We start from the raw sequence: 17,175 nt of genomic DNA on the forward strand, positions 1-17,175 counted from the left end.
CGGAAGGAGGGACGTCGATGAGCACGAAGGACTTCGTCGAGAAGGACTACTACAAGGTTCTCGGCGTCCCCAAGGACGCCACCGACGCCGAGGTCAAGAAGGCGTACCGGAAGCTCGCCCGCGAGTTCCACCCGGACGCCAACAAGGGCGACTCGAAGGCGGAGGAGCGCTTCAAGGAGATCTCCGAGGCGAACGACGTCCTCGGTGACCCCAAGCGGCGCAAGGAGTACGACGAGGCGCGCGCCCTCTTCGGCAACGGCGGCTTCCGGGCAGGCCCCGGCGGCGCGGGCGGCAACTTCAACTTCGACCTGGGCGACCTCTTCGGGGGCACCCCGGGCGGTGGCCAGGGCGGCGGTGCCGGCGGATTCGGCGGTGGCGGCGGCCTGGGTGACGTCTTCGGGGGACTGTTCAACCGTGGCGGCACCGGCACCCGTGTCCAGCCGCGACGCGGCCAGGACATCGAGTCCGAGGTCACGCTCAGCTTCACGGAGGCCGTCGACGGGGCCACGGTCCCGCTGCGGATGTCCAGCCAGGCTCCCTGCAAGGCATGCTCGGGCACCGGCGACAAGAACGGCACCCCGAGGGTCTGTCCGACCTGTGTCGGCACCGGACAGGTGTCACGCGGGACCGGCGGCGGCTTCTCGCTCACCGACCCCTGTGTGGACTGCAAGGGCCGGGGCCTGATCGCCCAGGACCCCTGCGAGGTCTGCAAGGGCAGTGGCCGGGCGAAGTCGGCGCGCACCATGCAGGTGCGGATTCCGGCGGGTGTGCTGGACGGCCAGCGGATCAGGCTGCGCGGCAAGGGCAGCCCGGGCGAGCGCGGCGGCCCGGCCGGCGACCTCTACGTCGTCGTCCACGTCGGCGCCCACCCGGTCTTCGGCCGCAAGGGCGACAACCTCACGGTCACCGTGCCCGTCACCTTCGTGGAGGCGGCACTCGGCGGCGAGGTGAAGGTCCCCACGCTCGGCGGGCCACCCGTCACCCTGAAGCTACCCCCCGGCACGCCGAACGGGCGTACGATGCGGGCCCGCGGCAAGGGGGCCGTGCGCAAGGACGGAACCCGGGGCGACCTGCTGGTCACCGTCGAGGTCTCCGTACCCAAGGACCTCGGCCCGGAGGCGCAGGACGCGCTGGAGGCCTACCGGAAGGCGACCGCCGGGGAGGACCCGCGGGCGGAGCTGTTCCAGGCTGCGAAGGGAGCTTGAGATGGACGGCCGTCGACGCAATCCGTACCAGCTGACGGACGAATCACCGGTCTACGTCATTTCGATCGCGGCCCAGCTCTCGGGCCTCCACCCGCAGACGCTGCGCCAGTACGACCGCCTCGGCCTGGTCTCGCCCGACCGCACGGCCGGACGCGGCCGGCGCTACTCCGCCCGGGACATCGAGCTGCTGCGCACGGTGCAGCAGCTGTCGCAGGACGAAGGCATCAACCTCGCGGGCATCAAGCGCATCATCGAGCTGGAGAACCAGGTCGCCGCCCTCCAGCAGCGTGTCGCCGAACTCTCGGCGGCCGTGGACGGCGCGGCCGTGGCCATGCAGCAGCGCGAGGCCCAGGTGCACGCCTCCTACCGGCGCGACCTCGTGCCGTACCAGGACGTGCAGCAGACCGGTGCGCTGGTGGTCTGGCGGCCCAAGAGGCCGAAGGACTGAGGCGGAGCCGCTCGGCCCCGCTCGCGTGAGGCAGGATCACCGGTTCGCCGGGGTCCTGCCTCCTCGTGCGTCCGGGCACGAGAGCCCGGGCGGGAGGGACGCGCCCATGCGTCACTCTCCGCCCGGCGGGATGTCCGGCGGCGGTTCCGTCACGCCGGGCGGAGTGCCGTCCGGCTCCGCGATGCCGGACCGCACGAGGCGCGCGCCCAACTGGGTACGGCTGTGTGCGTCGACCCTCTGCATGAGCTTGGAGATGTGGGAGCGGCACGTGCGGACGCTGATGCCCAGCTCACGGGCCACCTCGTCGTCGACGAGGCCCTCGACGAGGAGCCGGGCGATGCTCTGCTGGACGGCGGTGACACGGGTACCGGGGGCGGCGGACGGAAGCTGCCGGGTGTACGGGGTGGCCTGTGCCCACAGGACCTCGTAGACCCGGGTGAGGTAGCGGACCAGGGCCGGATGCCGGATCTCCAGGGCCACGTCCTCGTGGGGTGCCACCTGGGCGTAGGCCACGGTGCGGTCGAAGATGATGAGGCGGTCGACCCTCTGCTCGATGGTGCGCACCTCGAGGCGGTCGCCCGGCATCTGGGACAGGTACTCCCTGAGCCGCGGGCTGTAGCGCGCGGGATGCTGGTAGAGGTGCCTGAGGCGGGCGCCTCCGGCGATCGCGGCGCGGCCGTTGCCTATGGCCTGCCGGATGTGGTGCTCGAGGCGGTTGCCGCCCGGTTGCGCGGTCAGAACCTCTTCGGTGGCGCGTGCGGAGGCTTCCTCGAGCGCCGAGATGATCAGCGGCCTCCCCTCGAGCACGGTGATGGCGAGATTGGGGTCGTCGTTGGTGATCGTCGCCAGAGGCGCCAGCGTCCCGGCGAGAGCGGTGGTGAGCTGTATCCGCTCGTCGATCTCCCGGGCGATGGGCTGCAACAGGTAGGCCAGGGCGGCGGAGGCCGGCACGGGGCGTAGCCACGCGCTGTCGTCCGGGTCGGGGTGGACGAGGGCCAGCTCGAGCAGGCACGGGGCGGCCGCGAGGTCGCTGCGCGCGATGCGTCCGGCGCGCAACGCCTGCTTGTACAGGCTGACGGCCGGGGCGCAGAGTTCTCGGGTTCCGTGCGGATGCGCCCGCTTTGCCTCATCGGCATCCATTTGATGACCCCTCACTTCGTGCAGTGCATAAAGATGACGGTGGCGGTGGACCGGCCGCCGGGAGAGTGTGGAGGGGAACTCCCCCGGGCTCCGGACGTGGCCGCACACTCCCCCGTGTCACGCGTACACGCCGTGCGGCTCCGGGGCAGGGACGCCTCGGGCCCCGCAGGTTCAGGACTCCTGGCCGAGGATTCCCGAACGTGCGATCAGGTAGCCGAGCTGGGCGCGGCTGGTGCTGCCCAGAGTGGCCGAAAGTTTGGCCACATGGGCTCGGCAGGTGCGGACGTTCATACCGAGACGGCGGGCGATGGAGTCGTCCACGTGCCCTTCGACGAGGAGTTGGGCGATGGAGCGCTGAACACCGCTGATTCCTTCGGGAGTCGGCTCGTACTTGATCTCTTCGAGCAGAGGGGCGGCCCTGGTCCAGAGCTGCTCGAAGACCTTGGCGAGGTATTCGACCAGGCCGGGATGGCGTAGTTCCAGGGCGACCATGCGGTCGTCCTGGGCAGGAATGAAGGCAACGGTGCGGTCGAAGATGATCAGGCGTTCGATGAGCTCTTCGAGTGTCCGGATCTCCACATGGTCACCGGCCATGCGTTCGGCGTAGGCCAGCGTGCTCTGGCTGTGGCGTGCGGTGTGCTGGTACAGGGTGCGGATCTTGACGCCGCGGTGGACGACCGACAGGCCCCGTTCCAAGGACTTGCTGAGACTGTCCTCGGGCCTCCCGCCTCCTGGCTGGATGGTGAGGACTTCGGACCGGCACTCCGCGGTGGCGAGGTCGAGGGACGCGTTGATCCGGTTGACGCCCTCCAGCACGGTGATGGCATGTGTGGTCGACGGGCCCTGCGCGCTGATGTCCATGAATGGCTCGAAGCATTCGGCCAGCGCCAGGGAGTGCCGCCGGCGTTCCTGGATCTCGCGTTCTATGGGATGCATGTGCTGCGCAAGCGCCGCGGACGGTGCGACGGGGCGGAGCCAGTCAGAGGCATCGGGATCGGGGTGCAGCAGCGCGAACTCGATCAGGCAGGGAGCCGGTTCGACTTCGGCACGGGCGATGCGACCGCTGCGCAGCGCGATGGCGTAAAGGCGAGCTCCATCCTCACATAGTTCCGCAATCCCATGAGGATGTGTCGGTTTTGTGGTGCTTGCGCACATATCTCCACCCCCCAGGTTCCTGAACTTGCAGGAACATGATGCATCGACGCAGTGGTGTTCGAGTGCCCAGGTGAGACATCGTCTTTCAGTGCGGGGGAGAAGAATCCACAAGTGAGGACGAAGCCGACTATGTACAAGCGAATGCTTCGCTCGGCGCTTGCCGCCACGTTCGTCGCGGCCATGGGTTTCGGGCTGTCGAGCGCAGGCGACATCGGCTGGGGCAGCGAGGCGGCTGCTGCGCCGGGTGACATCGGCTGGAATGTGCAGGCAGGCGCGCCGGCCGACATCGGCTGGGTCGCTCCCGCGAGCGGCCAGGGTGACATCGGCTGGTCTTCTCCGACCGACATCGGATGGGCCGCCCCGACCGGTACCGCGGCATGACCACCCCACCGGACGACCGTACGTTCCGGCGGGAGATGGCCACGGCGTATCGCTCAGGGTGGCACTTCATCGATCTGCTCACGGCACTGACCCGCCAGGGCGATTCGTTGATGGTCACCCTGTTCGGGGAGCCCATCGTCGTCGTGATGGAAACGGATGAGGACATTCGCGCCTATCGCTGCCTCCGCCGTCCCCGCGGGGCGCCGCAACCGGTTCGCTGTGCCGTGAGGTACGGCATGATCTTCGTCAATCTCGATCAGCGCGACCATGAGCTGTTCGAACAAGAAGCCATTTCCGCCACCCCCCGCAGTGCCTGAACGATTCCCCCGTCGTTCCATATCGTTCAGGCGCTTCCCCCACACAACGGCGCCATCGTGACCTGAACACGGTGGCGCCGTTGTGCTGCCCGGAATGGAAATGGGCAACGGAAAAGGCCGGGCAAGCGGGGGGAGGGAAAAGGAATGGAAAAGGCTCAGCCCTTTCCGAGCGCCCTGTCCACGGCGATCTCGATGACGACCCGGTCCGGGTTGGGCGACGGTGTGCGCTCGTACCGCTCCGCGTAGCGGCGTACCGCGTCCTCGACCTCACCGGGCTCCGTGCGGATCGCCGCGCGGCCCTCGAGGGTCGCCCAGCGGCGTCCCTGCATCTGGCAGACCGCGACCCGTGCCCCCTCCGGGCCGGCCGCCAGGACGTGGGCGACCTTCCGGCTGTTCCTGTTGGTGATGACGCGCGCCGTCCGGCTCTCCGGGTCGTACGTCACGCCGACCGGCACCACGTGCGGCGTGCCGTCCGGGCGCAGCGTCGTCAGCGTGCACACGTGGCGCTCCCGCCAGAAGGCGAGGTACTCGGGTCCGGGGTTGCGTACATCAGGCATGGGGCCAGCCTAGAGAGACGGCTCGCGGAGTACGCGGGGGAGGTGCCGGTCCAGGCTTGAGTGGAATAGACTCAACTTTGTACTCGTTGTGAGAGTCATAGCTCCCAGGCCGGAGACACCAGTACGAGGAGGAGACAGCGCCCGTGGACGCCGAGCTGACCAACAAGAGCCGGGACGCCCTCAACGCGGCCACCAGCAGGGCCGTCAAGGACGGGCACCCCGACCTGACCCCCGGGCACCTGCTGCTTGCACTGCTCGCGGGTGAGGACAACGCCAACATCACCGACCTGCTGGCCGCCGTCGACGCCGACCAGGTGGCCGTGCGCACGGAGACCGAAAGGCTCCTGGGTGCTCTGCCCAGCGTCACCGGTTCGACCGTGGCGCCCCCGCAGCCCAACCGCGAGCTGCTCGCCGTCATCGCCGACGCCGACCGGCGGGCGAAGGAGCTCGGCGACGACTACCTCTCCACCGAACACCTGCTGATCGCCGTAGCGGCGAAGGGGGGCCGCGCCGGTGAGATCCTCGACGGACAGGGAGCCAGTGCGAAGAAGCTGCTGGACGCCTTCGAGAAGAGCAGGGGAGGGCGCCGGGTGACCACTCCCGACCCCGAGGGTCAGTACAAGGCGCTGGAGAAGTTCGGTACGGACTTCACGGCCGCCGCGCGCGAAGGCAAGCTGGACCCGGTCATCGGCCGTGACCAGGAGATCCGCCGCGTCGTGCAGGTGCTTTCGCGCCGTACGAAGAACAATCCCGTGCTCATCGGTGAGCCCGGCGTCGGCAAGACGGCCGTCGTCGAGGGGCTCGCCCAGCGCATCGTCAAGGGTGACGTCCCGGAGTCCCTGCGGAACAAGCGGCTCGTCTCCCTGGACCTCGGTGCGATGGTCGCGGGCGCCAAGTACCGCGGTGAGTTCGAGGAACGCCTCAAGACCGTCCTCTCCGAGATCAAGGAGAGCGACGGGCAGGTCATCACCTTCATCGACGAGCTGCACACCGTCGTCGGCGCGGGCGCCGGCGGCGACTCCGCGATGGACGCCGGCAACATGCTCAAGCCGATGCTCGCCCGCGGTGAGCTCCGCATGGTCGGCGCCACCACGCTGGACGAGTACCGCGAGCGCATCGAGAAGGATCCCGCCCTGGAGCGACGCTTCCAGCAGGTCCTGGTCGCCGAGCCGTCCGTCGAGGACACCATCGCGATCCTGCGCGGGCTCAAGGGCCGCTACGAGGCCCACCACAAGGTGCAGATCGCGGACTCCTCGCTGGTGGCCGCCGCGACCCTCTCCGACCGCTACATCACCTCCCGCTTCCTCCCCGACAAGGCCATCGACCTGGTCGACGAGGCCGCCTCCCGGCTCCGTATGGAGATCGACTCATCGCCCCTGGAGATCGACGAGCTCCAGCGTGCCGTGGACCGGCTGCACATGGAGGAGCTGGCGCTCAGGAACGAGAGCGACGAAGGCTCCAGGCAGCGCCTGGAGAAGATCCGCCGCGACCTCGCCGACAAGGAGGAGGAGCTGCGCGGTCTCACCGCCCGCTGGGAGAAGGAGAAGGAGGGCCTCAACCGCGTCGGTGAGCTCAAGGAACGCCTCGACGACCTGCGCGGACAGGCCGAACGCGCCCAGCGCGACGGCGACTTCGACACCGCGTCCAAGCTCCTGTACGGGGAGATCCCGGGCCTGGAGCGCGAGCTGGCCGAGGCGGACGAGGCCGAGCAGGAGGCCGCCCAGGACACGATGGTCAAGGAGGAGGTCGGCCCGGACGACATCGCCGACGTCGTCGGCGCCTGGACCGGCATCCCCGCCGGGCGGCTCCTGGAGGGCGAGACCCAGAAGCTCCTGCGCATGGAGTCCGAGCTGGGCAGGCGGCTGATCGGCCAGACCGAGGCCGTGCGGTCCGTCTCGGACGCGGTGCGCCGCACCCGGGCGGGTATCGCCGACCCGGACCGGCCCACCGGCTCCTTCCTCTTCCTCGGGCCGACCGGTGTCGGCAAGACCGAGCTGGCCAAGGCGCTGGCGGACTTCCTGTTCGACGACGAACGGGCCATGATCCGCATCGACATGAGCGAGTACGGCGAGAAGCACAGCGTCGCCCGTCTCGTCGGTGCCCCGCCCGGCTACGTCGGGTACGAGGAGGGCGGCCAGCTCACCGAGGCGGTACGCCGCCGTCCGTACAGCGTCGTCCTGCTGGACGAGGTGGAGAAGGCGCACCCCGAGGTCTTCGACGTCCTGCTCCAGGTCCTGGACGACGGCCGGCTCACCGACGGTCAGGGCCGGACGGTGGACTTCCGCAACACCATCCTGGTCCTGACGTCGAACCTGGGCAGCCAGTACCTGGTCGACCCGCTGACCGAGCCCGAGGTGAAGAAGGAGCAGGTCCTGGAGGTCGTGCGGGCCTCGTTCAAGCCGGAGTTCCTCAACCGGCTCGACGACCTGGTCGTCTTCTCCGCCCTGTCCGGTGACGAGCTGTCCCACATCGCGGGCCTCCAGGTCGGCCGCCTCGCCGGCCGCCTGGCCGACCGCAGGATCACCCTGGACGTCACTCCCGAGGCCCTGGCCTGGCTCGCCGAGGAGGGCAACGACCCGGCCTACGGTGCCCGGCCGCTGCGGCGGCTGATCCAGACCGCGATCGGTGACCGGCTCGCGAAGGAGATCCTCGCGGGCGAGGTCAAGGACGGCGACACGGTCCGGGTGGACCGGGCCGGTGCCGGGCTCGTCGTGGGGCCGGCGACGGCGGCGAAGACTCTGTAGCCCCGCGGATGTTCCCGGCCGGGACGGCCCTGCCCCCGGCCGGGAACACGTGCGTGTACCGACCCGTCGGGCACTGATGAGTGCATGCGGCACCCGTCCCCCCGCCGAACCGTCGCGGAACGTCTTGCGAAGGCACCGGCCGGCCCGGCCGCCAAATTGAGCCGAATATTTGCATTCCGTGGCCGAATGACTCAGGCACCTCTCCTCGCCGGTCGCCTTTGTGCCCGACCGATACATATTGCCACCCTCGAACGGAAGGGGGATCCGCCGACGGACCGGCGGCCGGGTCTGCGCAATATCGCCACACTCCGGACCCTTTTACCAGGTGCTCGGAAGGCCTACGACGAATTCGCCGGCCGGTAAGGTACGCGCATGACGGATCGGATACCTGATGAGATAAGCCCGGAATCGACGGATTGCAGAAGCGACAGTCTTATTCGCCTCAGCGAATTCCGTACTCTGTGGGCGGCTTATGCTCAGTCGGTCCTGGGTGACCAGCTCGCGCGCGTGGCGCTGTCACTGCTGGTCTTCGAACGCACCGAGTCGGCGGGCTGGACCGCGGCGACCTACGCCCTGACGACCCTGCCCGCCCTGCTGTCCGGGGTGCTGCTGTCCGGTCTGGCGGACCGGTTCCCCCGGCGGACGGTCATGGTCTCGTGCGATCTGGTGCGCGCCGCCCTCGTCGGGCTGATGGCCCTGCCCGGTACCCCGCTGCCGCTGCTGGCCGGGCTGCTGGTGCTGGCGCAACTCGCCGAGGCGCCGTTCGGCGCCGCGCAGGGCGCCCTCCTGCCGACCGTACTGGGGACGGACCGGTACGAGCGCGGCCAGCGGATCATGCTGATCACCCATCAGGCCGGGCAACTGGTCGGCTTCGCCGGTGGCGGAGTGCTGGTCGTGTGGCTGGGCAGCCACCTCTCCCTGGGGCTGAACGCGGTGACGTTCCTGCTCTCCGCGACCCTGATCAGGTCCGGCGTGAAGGCGCGGCCGGTGGCTGAGGGCGCCGGCGCACGGCCGAAGCGGCTGCACACGCAGGTGGGCAGCGCGGCCGCGCTGATCTGGTCCGACCCCCGCCTGCGCTCGCTCGTCGGCCTCGGATGGCTGGCCGGCTTCATCGTGCTGCCGGAGGGGCTGGCGGCCCCCTTCGCGGCCGAGGCCGGCGCCGGCGCGGCTGCGGTGGGGCTCCTGCTCGCCGCGCACCCGGCCGGCATGGTGCTGGGCGCCACGCTGCTGGGGCGGGCGAGCGTCGGGGACGAGGGGCGCCGTCGCCTGCTCGGGCCGTTGGCGGTCGGGGCGAACCTGCCGCTGCTCGTCTACTGGTTCGGCCCCGGTCTCGGGACGGCCGTCGTCCTGCTGCTGGCATCGGGCGTCTGCTCCGCCTACCAGATCACCGCGGGGGCCACGTTCGTCCTGCTCACCCCGGTCGACCAGCGCGGCCAGGCGCTGGGGCTGGTCAGGTCGGGGCTCACGGCCATGCAGGGCATCGGCGTAGCGGCGGGCGGCCTGGCGGCGGAGCTCTCCGGTTCGTCGGCGGACACGATCGGGGGAGCGGGCATCCTCGGTACGCTCTGCGCGATCCTGGTGGCCGTGGCCTGGTCGCGGGCCCGGGGGACGGGCGCGGGGACGATTCCCCTCAGGGCATAGGACTACGGGCCGCCGATCGCGGCTAGGGTCGATGGCAGGAAACCACGAGCGATCCACAGGAGTACCCAGCGATGTCTATCGATCCGTCCTCGATCCCCAACTTCGGGGGCCAGCCCGAGCCGCAGGCGGCAGGACCCGAGGGCCCCGTGGTCCCTGACCAGGACCTCGTCAAGCAGCTTCTCGAGCAGATGGAGCTGAAGTACGTCGTCGACGACGAGGGTGACCTCGCCGCGCCGTGGGAAGAGTTCCGCACGTACTTCATGTTCCGCGGCGAGGAGGAGCAGCAGGTCTTCTCGGTGCGCACGTTCTACGACCGCCCCCACGCCCTTGACCAGCGTCCCGTGCTCCTCGACGCGATCGACGACTGGAACCGCCGCACCCTGTGGCCCAAGGTCTACACGCACTCCCACGAGGGCGAGGAGGGCGCGGCCGCCTCCGTCCGGCTGATCGGTGAGGCGCAGATGCTCATCGGCACCGGCGTCAGCCTGGAGCACTTCGTCTCCTCGACGGTCAGCTGGGTCCGGGCCTCCATCGAGTTCGACAAGTGGCTCGTGGAGCGTCTGGGCCTGGAGCCCGGCGGGAAGCAGGCCGAGGGCGAAGGCACCGGGCAGTCCGCGGAGGGCTGATCCGGCACGGCTTTCGAAGGGCCCGGCACCGGGCGGTGGTCATCGCGACCTCTGCCCGGGGCCGGGCCCTTCGCACGCGGGGGCGGGGTCAGTGTGATGTGAGGCCCTTCAGACGGGTGACCGCCTCGGCGAGTACAGCCGTGCTCTTGCAGAACGCGAACCGGACGAACGGCGCGCCCTGTTCCCGGTGGTCGTAGAAGACGGCGTTCGGGATGGCCACGACACCGCACCGCTCGGGTAGCTCACGGCAGAACGCGAAGCCGTCCCGCTCCCCGCCGAGCGGGCGGATGTCGGTGGTGACGAAGTAGGTGCCTGCGGGCCTGTAGACCCCGAAACCGGCCTCGGCGAGGCCGGTGCTCAGCAGGTCCCGCTTGGCGCGCAGGTCCGCGCCCAGCTCGGTGAAGTACGCGGTGGGCAGCCGGAGCGCCTCGGCGACGGCGTACTGGAGGGGGCCGCCGGAGACGTACGTCAGGAACTGTTTGACGGAGCGGACCGCGGTGACCAGTTCGCGGCTCGCGGTGATCCAGCCGACCTTCCAGCCGGTGAACGAGAACGTCTTGCCGGCACTGCTGACGGTGACCGTGCGCTCCCGCATGCCGGGGAAGGAGGCGAGCGGGATGTGCTCGCCCTCGAAGACCACGTGCTCGTACACCTCGTCGGTGATGACGAGGAGGTCGCGCTCGCAGGCGAGTTCGGCGACGGCGGCCAGTTCGGCACGGGTCAGGACGGTGCCGGTGGGGTTGTGCGGCGTGTTGAGCAGGATCAGCCGGGTGCGGGGCGTGACGGCGGCGCGGAGCTCGTCGAGGTCGAGCCCGTAGGCGCCGTCGTGCGGGCGCAGCGTGACGGGGACCCTGGTCCCGCCCGCCATGGCGATGCAGGCGGCGTACGAGTCGTAGTAGGGCTCCAGGGCGATGACCTCGTCACCCGGCTCGAGGAGGGCCAGCAGGGCGGCGGCCACGGCTTCCGTGGCGCCCGTGGTGACCAGGACCTCCGTGTCGGGGTCGTACGTCAGGCCGTACCACCGCTGCTGGTGCTCCGTGACCGCGGTGCGCAGCTCGGGCACGCCGGGGCCCGGTGGGTACTGGTTCCCCTGCCCGGCGCGCAGGGCACGGACCGCGGCCTCGCGGACCTCGTCGGGGCCGTCGGTGTCCGGGAAGCCCTGGCCGAGGTTGATCGAGCCGGTCCGTGCGGCCAGCGCCGACATCTCCGCGAAGATCGTCGTACCGAACGCGGCGAGGCGGCGGTTGAGCAGCGGTCGTCCCTGCGGTGGCTGTGTCATGAGCGCCATCCTGTGCCGAAGCTCTGGAGTTGCTCAAGTCGGCTTTGGCTCCGGCGGGCCATGGGAATCCCCCGGTCAGCGAAGAAGCGGGGACCTCGCTTCGGGGGAGAGAAGGATGTGAGGTCGATGACCTTGTTCATCGTGGTGGCTGTGCTGGTGATCGTGGTGGTGGGACTGATCGCGCTCATAGCGGGCTCGGGCGGCAGCGGGGATCCGCTGGCGGCCCGGGGCGGGCGCCATGGCCGGCGGGGGTCGGGCGGGGGCGGTTCCGGGGGTGCCGACGGGGGCAGCTGGTGGAGCGGGGACAGCGGTGACAGCGGGGCCGGTCATTCCGGAGGCCACTCGTGCGGGGGTGGCGGTCACTCGTGCGGCGGTGGGGGCGGCTGTGGCGGTGGCGGCGGCGGGGGTGACTGAACCGTCCCTCCCGTCCCTGCCCGCCCGCGCAGCGGGGATGTTGGGTCCGTGAGGTGCCCGGTGGGTCGAACTCCCGCCGGGCACTTCTTTGTTGGACCGCACAGGGAACACCTGAACCGTACTGCCCCCTGAGGGATGGAAACCCCGTCAAGTTGGGTAAAACCGCTGCGAGTGCGGGTACTTCATGATTCCCTCGCTGTAGAGAACATTCAGCCCTCGGACCCCAGTTGGGCCGGATCGGGCGTTCCCCTCCCCCATGTGCGCCGCACCGGGGACGCCTCCTGTCCACGTGTCCATGTGTGTTTGCGGAGCCGACCCATGCTCACGACCCTCCAGACCGCCTATTCCGACACCCGTGCCGCCGATCTGGCCTGGACGCTGGGGTGCGAGCCGCTGCCCGCCCTCGCCGTGCTCGACCTCCGGCTCGGCGGCTCCGAGCTGCAGCTCAGGCTGCTCGGCGCCTCCCACCAGGTGCTGCTGGAGGAGGAGCGCGGTACGTGCTCCGAGACCGTCGCCTGCATGCCGGGCAGCAGCACGCCCTTGCCGCTCGGAGTCGCCAAGCGGCTGGGCGACTGGGAGTACCAATTCGCGGCGCGCGTCGAGACGCTCTCCGAGGGCTCGTTCGCGGGGCGCGCGCAGGAGCTGCTCGCGCTGGTGGCCGACCACCCGCACGGCCTCGCGGGGACGTTCCCCGGCAGCCCGTACGCCTTCACGGCGATGCTGGCGCAGTGCACGGAGGGTCAGGTGCGGTGGCGCACCTGGCACGCGTACCCGCAGGAGGGGCAGCTGGTGGTCACCCGGACCCGGGTGGGTGTGCGGACGGCGGCGCGGGTGCCCTGAGCGGCGGGGGAGCGCCGGTGCGGGGCGGGGGGTGCGGGGGGAGCCGCACTTGCACCCGTGTGGGTGACAATCCGCGACGTTCCCGTCACGTAGCGTCTGTTTCATGATCGACCACCAGGTGTCGCTGCGGGGGAGCACGACGCGGCTTCCGGTGCGGCCCAGGACCGGCCGCCTCCTCGTGCTGGCCGCGGTCTTCATCTGCGCCGCGTGCGGGCTGGTGTACGAGCTGGAGCTCGTCGCGCTGGCCTCCTACCTCATCGGCGACTCGGTCACGCAGGCCTCCGTGGTGCTCTCCGTGATGGTGTTCGCGATGGGTATCGGCTCGCTCCTCGCGAAACGTTTACGCAGCCGCGCCGCCGTGGGGTTCGGGCTGATCGAGGCCGCCCTCGCACTGGTGGGCGGAGCCTCGGCGCTCGTCCTGTACGCGTCGTTCGCGTGGCTCGGGGAGTCGCGCTGCGCGCTGGTCGGCTTCTCGCTGGCCATCGGCGTCCTGATCGGTGCGGAGATCCCCCTGCTGATGACGCTGATCCAGCGGGTCGACCGGCAGGACGCGGGCGGGGCCGTCGCGGACCTCTTCGCCGCCGACTACGTCGGCGCGCTGGTCGGCGGGCTCGCCTTTCCGTTCCTCCTGCTTCCGATGATGGGCCAGCTCTCCGGTGCGCTGTTCACCGGCGCGGTCAACGCGGCGGCGGGCGGTGCGCTGGTGCTGTGGGTGTTCCGGCGGGACCTGGGCACCGGGTCGCGCCGGCTGCTAATCGTCGTCAACGTCACGGTGATCGCCCTGCTGGCCACGGCGTCCGTGCTGGTCGACGACTTCGAGAGGGCGGCGCGGCGCGCTGTGTACGGCGCCGATGTGCGGGTGGCCCTGCGGACCGAGGTGCAGGAGGTCGTCCTCACCGGGGCCGTACGGGGCCCGCTCGGCCTGTACGTGGACGGCCGGCTGCGGGTCAGCTCCCGCGACGAGCACCGCTACCACGAGGCGCTGGTGCACCCGGCGATGAAAGGGACCCACCGGCGGGTGCTGGTCCTGGGCGGGGGCGACGGGCTGGCCGCACGCGAGGTGCTGCGCTATCCGGACGTCGAGTCCGTCGTCGTGGTCGAACTCGATCCGGAGGTCGCCCGGCTGGCCCGCACGGACCCGGCCCTCTCCGGGCTGAACGGGCACGCCCTCGATGACCCGCGGCTGACGACCGCCACCGGGGACGCGTTCACCTGGCTCCGGGACACGCGCGACCGGTACGACGTGGTGATCTCGGACCTGCCCGATCCGGGCATCACGGCCAGTACGAAGCTCTACTCCGCCGAGTTCTACGGCCTGGTCGCCCGGTCCCTGACTCCGGGCGGGCGGCTGGCGGTGCACGCGGGGACGCCGGACAGCGGACCGACGACGTTCTGGACGGTGGAGGCGTCGATGCGCGCGGGCGGCATGGTGACACGCCCGTACCGCATCGAGGGACGGCTCACCGGTTTCGCGGCGGGACCCGACCGGTCGCCGGGGACGTCGGGCGTGCCGCACGACTGGGGGTTCGTGCTGGCCGCCGCCCACGGGGTGGGGCGGCTCGGCACCGACCCGGGGGCGCCCGCGCTGCGGTCGCTGGGAGATCGGGAGCTGGCGGTGGCCGGGCGGTCCGCAGAGCGCCTGCGGCGGCGTGAGGTGCTCCCGTCGACGCTGGTGCACCCGCGGTACCGGGAGCCGCGGTGACCAGGGGGCGGGGGTGATCCGTGAGGAGCCGGAGGTGGGGAAGCGCTGACGGGACGGCCGGGGCTGGGTAGGCTCGGACGATATGGAGCATGAGGTGTTCGTTCCGGTTCCGGTCGCGTCCCTTCGACGGACGCTGGGTGATCCTGCGCGGGTGGCGCGCTGTGTCCCGGGATTCCAGCAGGACGCCGACGCGGCCGCGGGCCCGCTGGCGGGCCGGCTGAAGCTCCGGATCGGCGGCCACACGATCACGTACCGCGGGGCGCTGGTCCTGCGGCCCGCCGACGGGGGCAGCGGCTTCTCCGTGACGGGGGAGGGCGTGGAGGCCAGGGGCACGGGCTCGGCGAAGCTGGCCCTGACGATCGGCCTCACCGAGTCGGACGGCGGCACGACGATCGGGTTCGCCGGGACGGTGAGCGGTGAAGGCCGCATCGTGGACCAGGGGGAGGACGCGGCCCTCGCAGCGGCGCACCGGCTGCTGGACCGCCTGACGCAGCAGCTGGTGACGGAGTCCCTGGCCTCCCGGGACGGGGACGAGGCGGCGGCGGACGCGGCGCCCGGGGGGCGTGCGGCATCCGACGCCGCGGACCGGCCGACGGGGGACGCGTCGACCACCGGTCCCGCCTCCGTCGATGCGCCCGGTGACGATGCGACGTCCGTGGATGCGCCGGGTGACGATGCGACGTCCGCCGGAGCTCCCGCCGCTGACGCCGCTGACGCCCCGTCCGCCGCATCGTCCACCGCCGACGCGCCGTCGTCCGCCGGGCCACCGTCGTCGCAGTCGCCGCCGTCCGGGGAACGGTCCTCGGAGAGGCGTGCGTCCCAGGAACCGCCCCCCGAGGAGGAGCCGGGCAAGGAGTCGGTGTTCGACGCGCCCGTGCCGCCGCCGTCGCTCGACCCGTCGGCAGAGCTGGAGTTCACCGTGCCGGACGAACCGCCGGCCGAGGCCGCGCACGCCCGCCGCACGATGATCGGCCGTAGCACGGAGGAGGTCGACCACGCGCCGCCGCGCGGCCGGTACGCGCCCGTGCCCTCACCCGACACGAGCACTGCGGGCATCGCGCTGCGCTGGGCCGCCCCGGCGGCCGCCCTGGCCATCGCCTCGGCCGTCGTGGTCGGCCGGGCCCTGCGACGCCGACGGTGAGGCGGGGTCCGGTGCACCCGGGCGTTTCCTGCCCGCCCCGTGCCCCCGCGGCGTGACGGCGCGGCAGCGCGCGCCGATCCGCGAGGACGGCGGGCCGCCCCCCGTCCACGCCAGTAGTGTCGTGGGGTGAGCAGAGCTGAGAAGAGCGTCCGGCTGACCGCCGGCGACGTCGAGTTGACCGTTGACCCCGTTCATGGCTGCCGGATCAGCAGCCTGCGCATCCGAGGCGCCGAACTGCTGCGTCAGGGTGAGCGGTACGGCTGCTTCCCGATGGTGCCGTGGTGCGGCCGCACCGGGAACGGCCAGTTCCGCAACGGCGGAGAGCTGCACCAGCTGCCGCTGAACTCGCCGCCGCACGCCATCCACGGCACAGGCCGCGACACCGCGTGGCAGCCCGCCCGGCAGGACGACGCGGAGGCGGCCTTCTTCTACGACCTGACCGACCCCTGGCCGTACGAGGGGCGCGTGACGCAGTCCTTCGAGCTGACGGAGGATTCACTGACGCTCCGTCTCGGCGTCGAGACCTATGGGGACTCCTTTCCGGCGCAGGCCGGCTGGCATCCCTGGTTCCTCCGGAACCTCGGGGGCCAGGACGTGCGGGTCGACTTCGACGCCGCCTGGCAGGAGGAGCGGGGCGACGACCACCTCCCGACCGGCCGGCGTATCGACCCCCTTCCCGGCCCGTGGGACGACTGCTTCGGGATGCCCGAGGGCGTCGATGTGAAGCTCACCTGGCCCGAGCAGCTGGAGCTGACGGTCAGGAGCCGGGACGAGTGGGTGGTGATCTACGACGAGCAGGCCGAGGCGGTATGCGTGGAGCCGCAGTCCGGACCTCCCGACGGGCTGAACACGGCCCCCCGGCTGGTCACGCCGATCGATCCCCTGGAGATCGGGACGACATGGAGCTGGGTGCGGCTCTGAGCCGGCCGCGCGGCGCCCACGGCCCCGGCCGTTACCCTCATGGGCATGACTGACGTACGCGCTGAGCTGCTCCAGCAGATCAAGGACAAGGCCGTGGTGCACGGCAAGGTGACCCTCTCCTCGGGTCTGGAAGCCGACTGGTACATCGACCTGCGCCGGATCACGCTGGACGGCACGGCCGCGCCGCTGGTCGGCCAGGTGATGCTCGATGCCACCGCCGCCCTGGACTTCGACTGCGTCGGTGGTCTGACCCTGGGCGCCGACCCGGTCGCCACCTCGATGCTGCACGCTTCCGCGGCACGGGGGAAGAGCCTGGACGCCTTCGTCGTCCGTAAGGCACAGAAGGCGCACGGGATGCAGCGCCGCATCGAGGGCACCGACGTCAAGGGCCGCCGCTGCCTGGTGGTCGAGGACACCTCGACGACCGGTGGTTCGCCGCTGACGGCGGTGGAGGCGGTGCGCAATGCCGGAGGCGAGGTCGTGGCCGTTGCCGTGATCGTCGAGCGGGGCGCCGCTCCGGCGATCGCCGAGGCCGGCCTGCCGTACGTGAACGTCTACTCCGTGGCAGACCTCGACCTGTCCTGACCTGGCGTTTCTCGGCAGCGGGCCAGGTTTCACGTGAAACCTGGCCCGCTGCGCGACGGGCGGGGTGGAGCCGGGGCGG

General features: G+C 71.1%; 17 protein-coding genes. 13 read left to right on the forward strand and 4 right to left on the reverse strand.

Annotation, left to right across the window (positions count from 1 at the left end; translation table 11 throughout):
- Positions 1–17 precede the first annotated feature (17 nt).
- A complete protein-coding gene (gene dnaJ / locus QFZ58_RS19575) occupies positions 18–1,205 on the forward strand; it encodes a molecular chaperone DnaJ (protein WP_307126191.1) in 1,188 nt (395 codons plus the stop codon).
- 1 nt (position 1,206) lies between these two features.
- Positions 1,207–1,653, forward strand: coding sequence for a heat shock protein transcriptional repressor HspR (locus QFZ58_RS19580; RefSeq protein ID WP_014046944.1), 447 nt, complete (start codon positions 1,207–1,209; stop codon positions 1,651–1,653).
- A gap of 111 nt (positions 1,654–1,764) precedes the next feature.
- Here QFZ58_RS19580 and QFZ58_RS19585 read toward each other — a convergent pair whose 3' ends face one another.
- Together QFZ58_RS19585 and QFZ58_RS19590 are read right to left on the reverse strand one after the other, a co-directional pair.
- Positions 1,765–2,793, reverse strand: coding sequence for a LuxR C-terminal-related transcriptional regulator (locus QFZ58_RS19585; RefSeq protein ID WP_307126192.1), 1,029 nt, complete (start codon positions 2,791–2,793; stop codon positions 1,765–1,767).
- A gap of 171 nt (positions 2,794–2,964) precedes the next feature.
- The gene (locus QFZ58_RS19590) at positions 2,965–3,948 is read right to left on the reverse strand and encodes a helix-turn-helix transcriptional regulator (RefSeq protein ID WP_307126193.1); all 984 of its coding nucleotides are present in this window, start codon (positions 3,946–3,948) and stop codon (positions 2,965–2,967) included.
- A gap of 129 nt (positions 3,949–4,077) precedes the next feature.
- Between QFZ58_RS19590 and QFZ58_RS19595 the strand changes: the two genes are divergently transcribed.
- Together QFZ58_RS19595 and QFZ58_RS19600 are read left to right on the forward strand one after the other, a co-directional pair.
- Complete coding sequence (locus QFZ58_RS19595) at positions 4,078–4,329, forward strand: 5'-nucleotidase (RefSeq protein WP_307126194.1); 252 nt, start codon at positions 4,078–4,080, stop codon at positions 4,327–4,329.
- A complete protein-coding gene (locus tag QFZ58_RS19600) occupies positions 4,326–4,646 on the forward strand; it encodes a (2Fe-2S)-binding protein (RefSeq protein WP_069171793.1) in 321 nt (106 codons plus the stop codon). The genes QFZ58_RS19595 and QFZ58_RS19600 overlap by 4 nt, the downstream gene beginning before the upstream one ends.
- A gap of 155 nt (positions 4,647–4,801) precedes the next feature.
- Here the strand turns inward: QFZ58_RS19600 and QFZ58_RS19605 are convergent, their stop codons facing one another.
- Entirely contained in the window at positions 4,802–5,203 is a 402-nt protein-coding gene (locus QFZ58_RS19605) for a pyridoxamine 5'-phosphate oxidase family protein (RefSeq protein ID WP_307126195.1), read from the reverse strand.
- Between the two features lie 143 nt (positions 5,204–5,346).
- Between QFZ58_RS19605 and clpB the strand changes: the two genes are divergently transcribed.
- The 3 genes from clpB to QFZ58_RS19620 all read left to right on the forward strand — a co-directional run bounded on the left by clpB (position 5,347) and on the right by QFZ58_RS19620 (position 10,214).
- Positions 5,347–7,947: an ATP-dependent chaperone ClpB gene (gene clpB, locus QFZ58_RS19610; protein WP_307126196.1), complete on the forward strand. Its 2,601-nt coding sequence runs from the start codon at positions 5,347–5,349 to the stop codon at positions 7,945–7,947.
- Between the two features lie 372 nt (positions 7,948–8,319).
- Positions 8,320–9,588 (forward strand): MFS transporter, encoded by a 1,269-nt coding sequence (locus QFZ58_RS19615; protein ID WP_373428570.1) that lies wholly within the window; start codon positions 8,320–8,322, stop codon positions 9,586–9,588.
- Between the two features lie 71 nt (positions 9,589–9,659).
- Positions 9,660–10,214, forward strand: a complete 555-nt coding sequence (locus QFZ58_RS19620) for a YbjN domain-containing protein (protein WP_307126198.1) — start codon at positions 9,660–9,662, stop codon at positions 10,212–10,214.
- Between the two features lie 88 nt (positions 10,215–10,302).
- On the opposite strand, the gene QFZ58_RS19625 is transcribed toward QFZ58_RS19620, so the two are convergent.
- Positions 10,303–11,502: a pyridoxal phosphate-dependent aminotransferase gene (locus QFZ58_RS19625; protein ID WP_307126199.1), complete on the reverse strand. Its 1,200-nt coding sequence runs from the start codon at positions 11,500–11,502 to the stop codon at positions 10,303–10,305.
- A 117-nt stretch (positions 11,503–11,619) separates the two neighbouring features.
- On the opposite strand from QFZ58_RS19625, the gene QFZ58_RS19630 reads away from it, so the two are divergent.
- From QFZ58_RS19630 to pyrE, 6 genes are all read left to right on the forward strand, one after another.
- Complete coding sequence (locus QFZ58_RS19630; RefSeq protein ID WP_307126200.1) at positions 11,620–11,907, forward strand: hypothetical protein; 288 nt, start codon at positions 11,620–11,622, stop codon at positions 11,905–11,907.
- A 318-nt stretch (positions 11,908–12,225) separates the two neighbouring features.
- Positions 12,226–12,747, forward strand: coding sequence for a DUF2617 family protein (locus tag QFZ58_RS19635; protein WP_307126201.1), 522 nt, complete (start codon positions 12,226–12,228; stop codon positions 12,745–12,747).
- A gap of 103 nt (positions 12,748–12,850) precedes the next feature.
- Positions 12,851–14,449 carry a polyamine aminopropyltransferase gene (locus QFZ58_RS19640; RefSeq protein ID WP_307126202.1) on the forward strand — a complete coding sequence of 533 codons (1,599 nt, stop codon included), beginning with the start codon at positions 12,851–12,853 and terminating at the stop codon, positions 14,447–14,449.
- An 82-nt stretch (positions 14,450–14,531) separates the two neighbouring features.
- Positions 14,532–15,590 (forward strand): SRPBCC domain-containing protein, encoded by a 1,059-nt coding sequence (locus tag QFZ58_RS19645; RefSeq protein ID WP_307126203.1) that lies wholly within the window; start codon positions 14,532–14,534, stop codon positions 15,588–15,590.
- Between the two features lie 126 nt (positions 15,591–15,716).
- Entirely contained in the window at positions 15,717–16,511 is a 795-nt protein-coding gene (locus QFZ58_RS19650; protein WP_307126204.1) for an aldose 1-epimerase, read from the forward strand.
- 45 nt (positions 16,512–16,556) lie between these two features.
- Positions 16,557–17,096 (forward strand): orotate phosphoribosyltransferase, encoded by a 540-nt coding sequence (gene pyrE / locus QFZ58_RS19655; RefSeq protein ID WP_307126205.1) that lies wholly within the window; start codon positions 16,557–16,559, stop codon positions 17,094–17,096.
- Positions 17,097–17,175 lie beyond the last annotated feature (79 nt).

Origin of the sequence: Streptomyces sp. B1I3, from assembly GCF_030816615.1 — a bacterium.
Taxonomy (GTDB): Bacteria; Actinomycetota; Actinomycetes; order Streptomycetales; family Streptomycetaceae; genus Streptomyces.

What these genes read in the sequence shown, in the direction of transcription:
- QFZ58_RS19615 (WP_373428570.1), top strand. Translation starts at nt 8,320, where the DNA reads ATGACGGATCGGATACCTGATGAGATAAGCCCGGAATCGACGGATTGC.
- QFZ58_RS19635 (WP_307126201.1), top strand. Translation starts at nt 12,226, where the DNA reads ATGCTCACGACCCTCCAGACCGCCTATTCCGACACCCGTGCCGCCGAT.
- QFZ58_RS19625 (WP_307126199.1), bottom strand. Translation starts at nt 11,502, where the DNA reads ATGGCGCTCATGACACAGCCACCGCAGGGACGACCGCTGCTCAACCGC.
- QFZ58_RS19645 (WP_307126203.1), top strand. Translation starts at nt 14,532, where the DNA reads ATGGAGCATGAGGTGTTCGTTCCGGTTCCGGTCGCGTCCCTTCGACGG.
- QFZ58_RS19590 (WP_307126193.1), bottom strand. Translation starts at nt 3,948, where the DNA reads ATGTGCGCAAGCACCACAAAACCGACACATCCTCATGGGATTGCGGAA.
- QFZ58_RS19620 (WP_307126198.1), top strand. Translation starts at nt 9,660, where the DNA reads ATGTCTATCGATCCGTCCTCGATCCCCAACTTCGGGGGCCAGCCCGAG.
- QFZ58_RS19580 (WP_014046944.1), top strand. Translation starts at nt 1,207, where the DNA reads ATGGACGGCCGTCGACGCAATCCGTACCAGCTGACGGACGAATCACCG.
- QFZ58_RS19600 (WP_069171793.1), top strand. Translation starts at nt 4,326, where the DNA reads ATGACCACCCCACCGGACGACCGTACGTTCCGGCGGGAGATGGCCACG.
- QFZ58_RS19605 (WP_307126195.1), bottom strand. Translation starts at nt 5,203, where the DNA reads ATGCCTGATGTACGCAACCCCGGACCCGAGTACCTCGCCTTCTGGCGG.
- QFZ58_RS19640 (WP_307126202.1), top strand. Translation starts at nt 12,851, where the DNA reads ATGATCGACCACCAGGTGTCGCTGCGGGGGAGCACGACGCGGCTTCCG.
- pyrE (WP_307126205.1), top strand. Translation starts at nt 16,557, where the DNA reads ATGACTGACGTACGCGCTGAGCTGCTCCAGCAGATCAAGGACAAGGCC.
- QFZ58_RS19595 (WP_307126194.1), top strand. Translation starts at nt 4,078, where the DNA reads ATGTACAAGCGAATGCTTCGCTCGGCGCTTGCCGCCACGTTCGTCGCG.
- QFZ58_RS19585 (WP_307126192.1), bottom strand. Translation starts at nt 2,793, where the DNA reads ATGGATGCCGATGAGGCAAAGCGGGCGCATCCGCACGGAACCCGAGAA.
- dnaJ (WP_307126191.1), top strand. Translation starts at nt 18, where the DNA reads ATGAGCACGAAGGACTTCGTCGAGAAGGACTACTACAAGGTTCTCGGC.
- QFZ58_RS19630 (WP_307126200.1), top strand. Translation starts at nt 11,620, where the DNA reads ATGACCTTGTTCATCGTGGTGGCTGTGCTGGTGATCGTGGTGGTGGGA.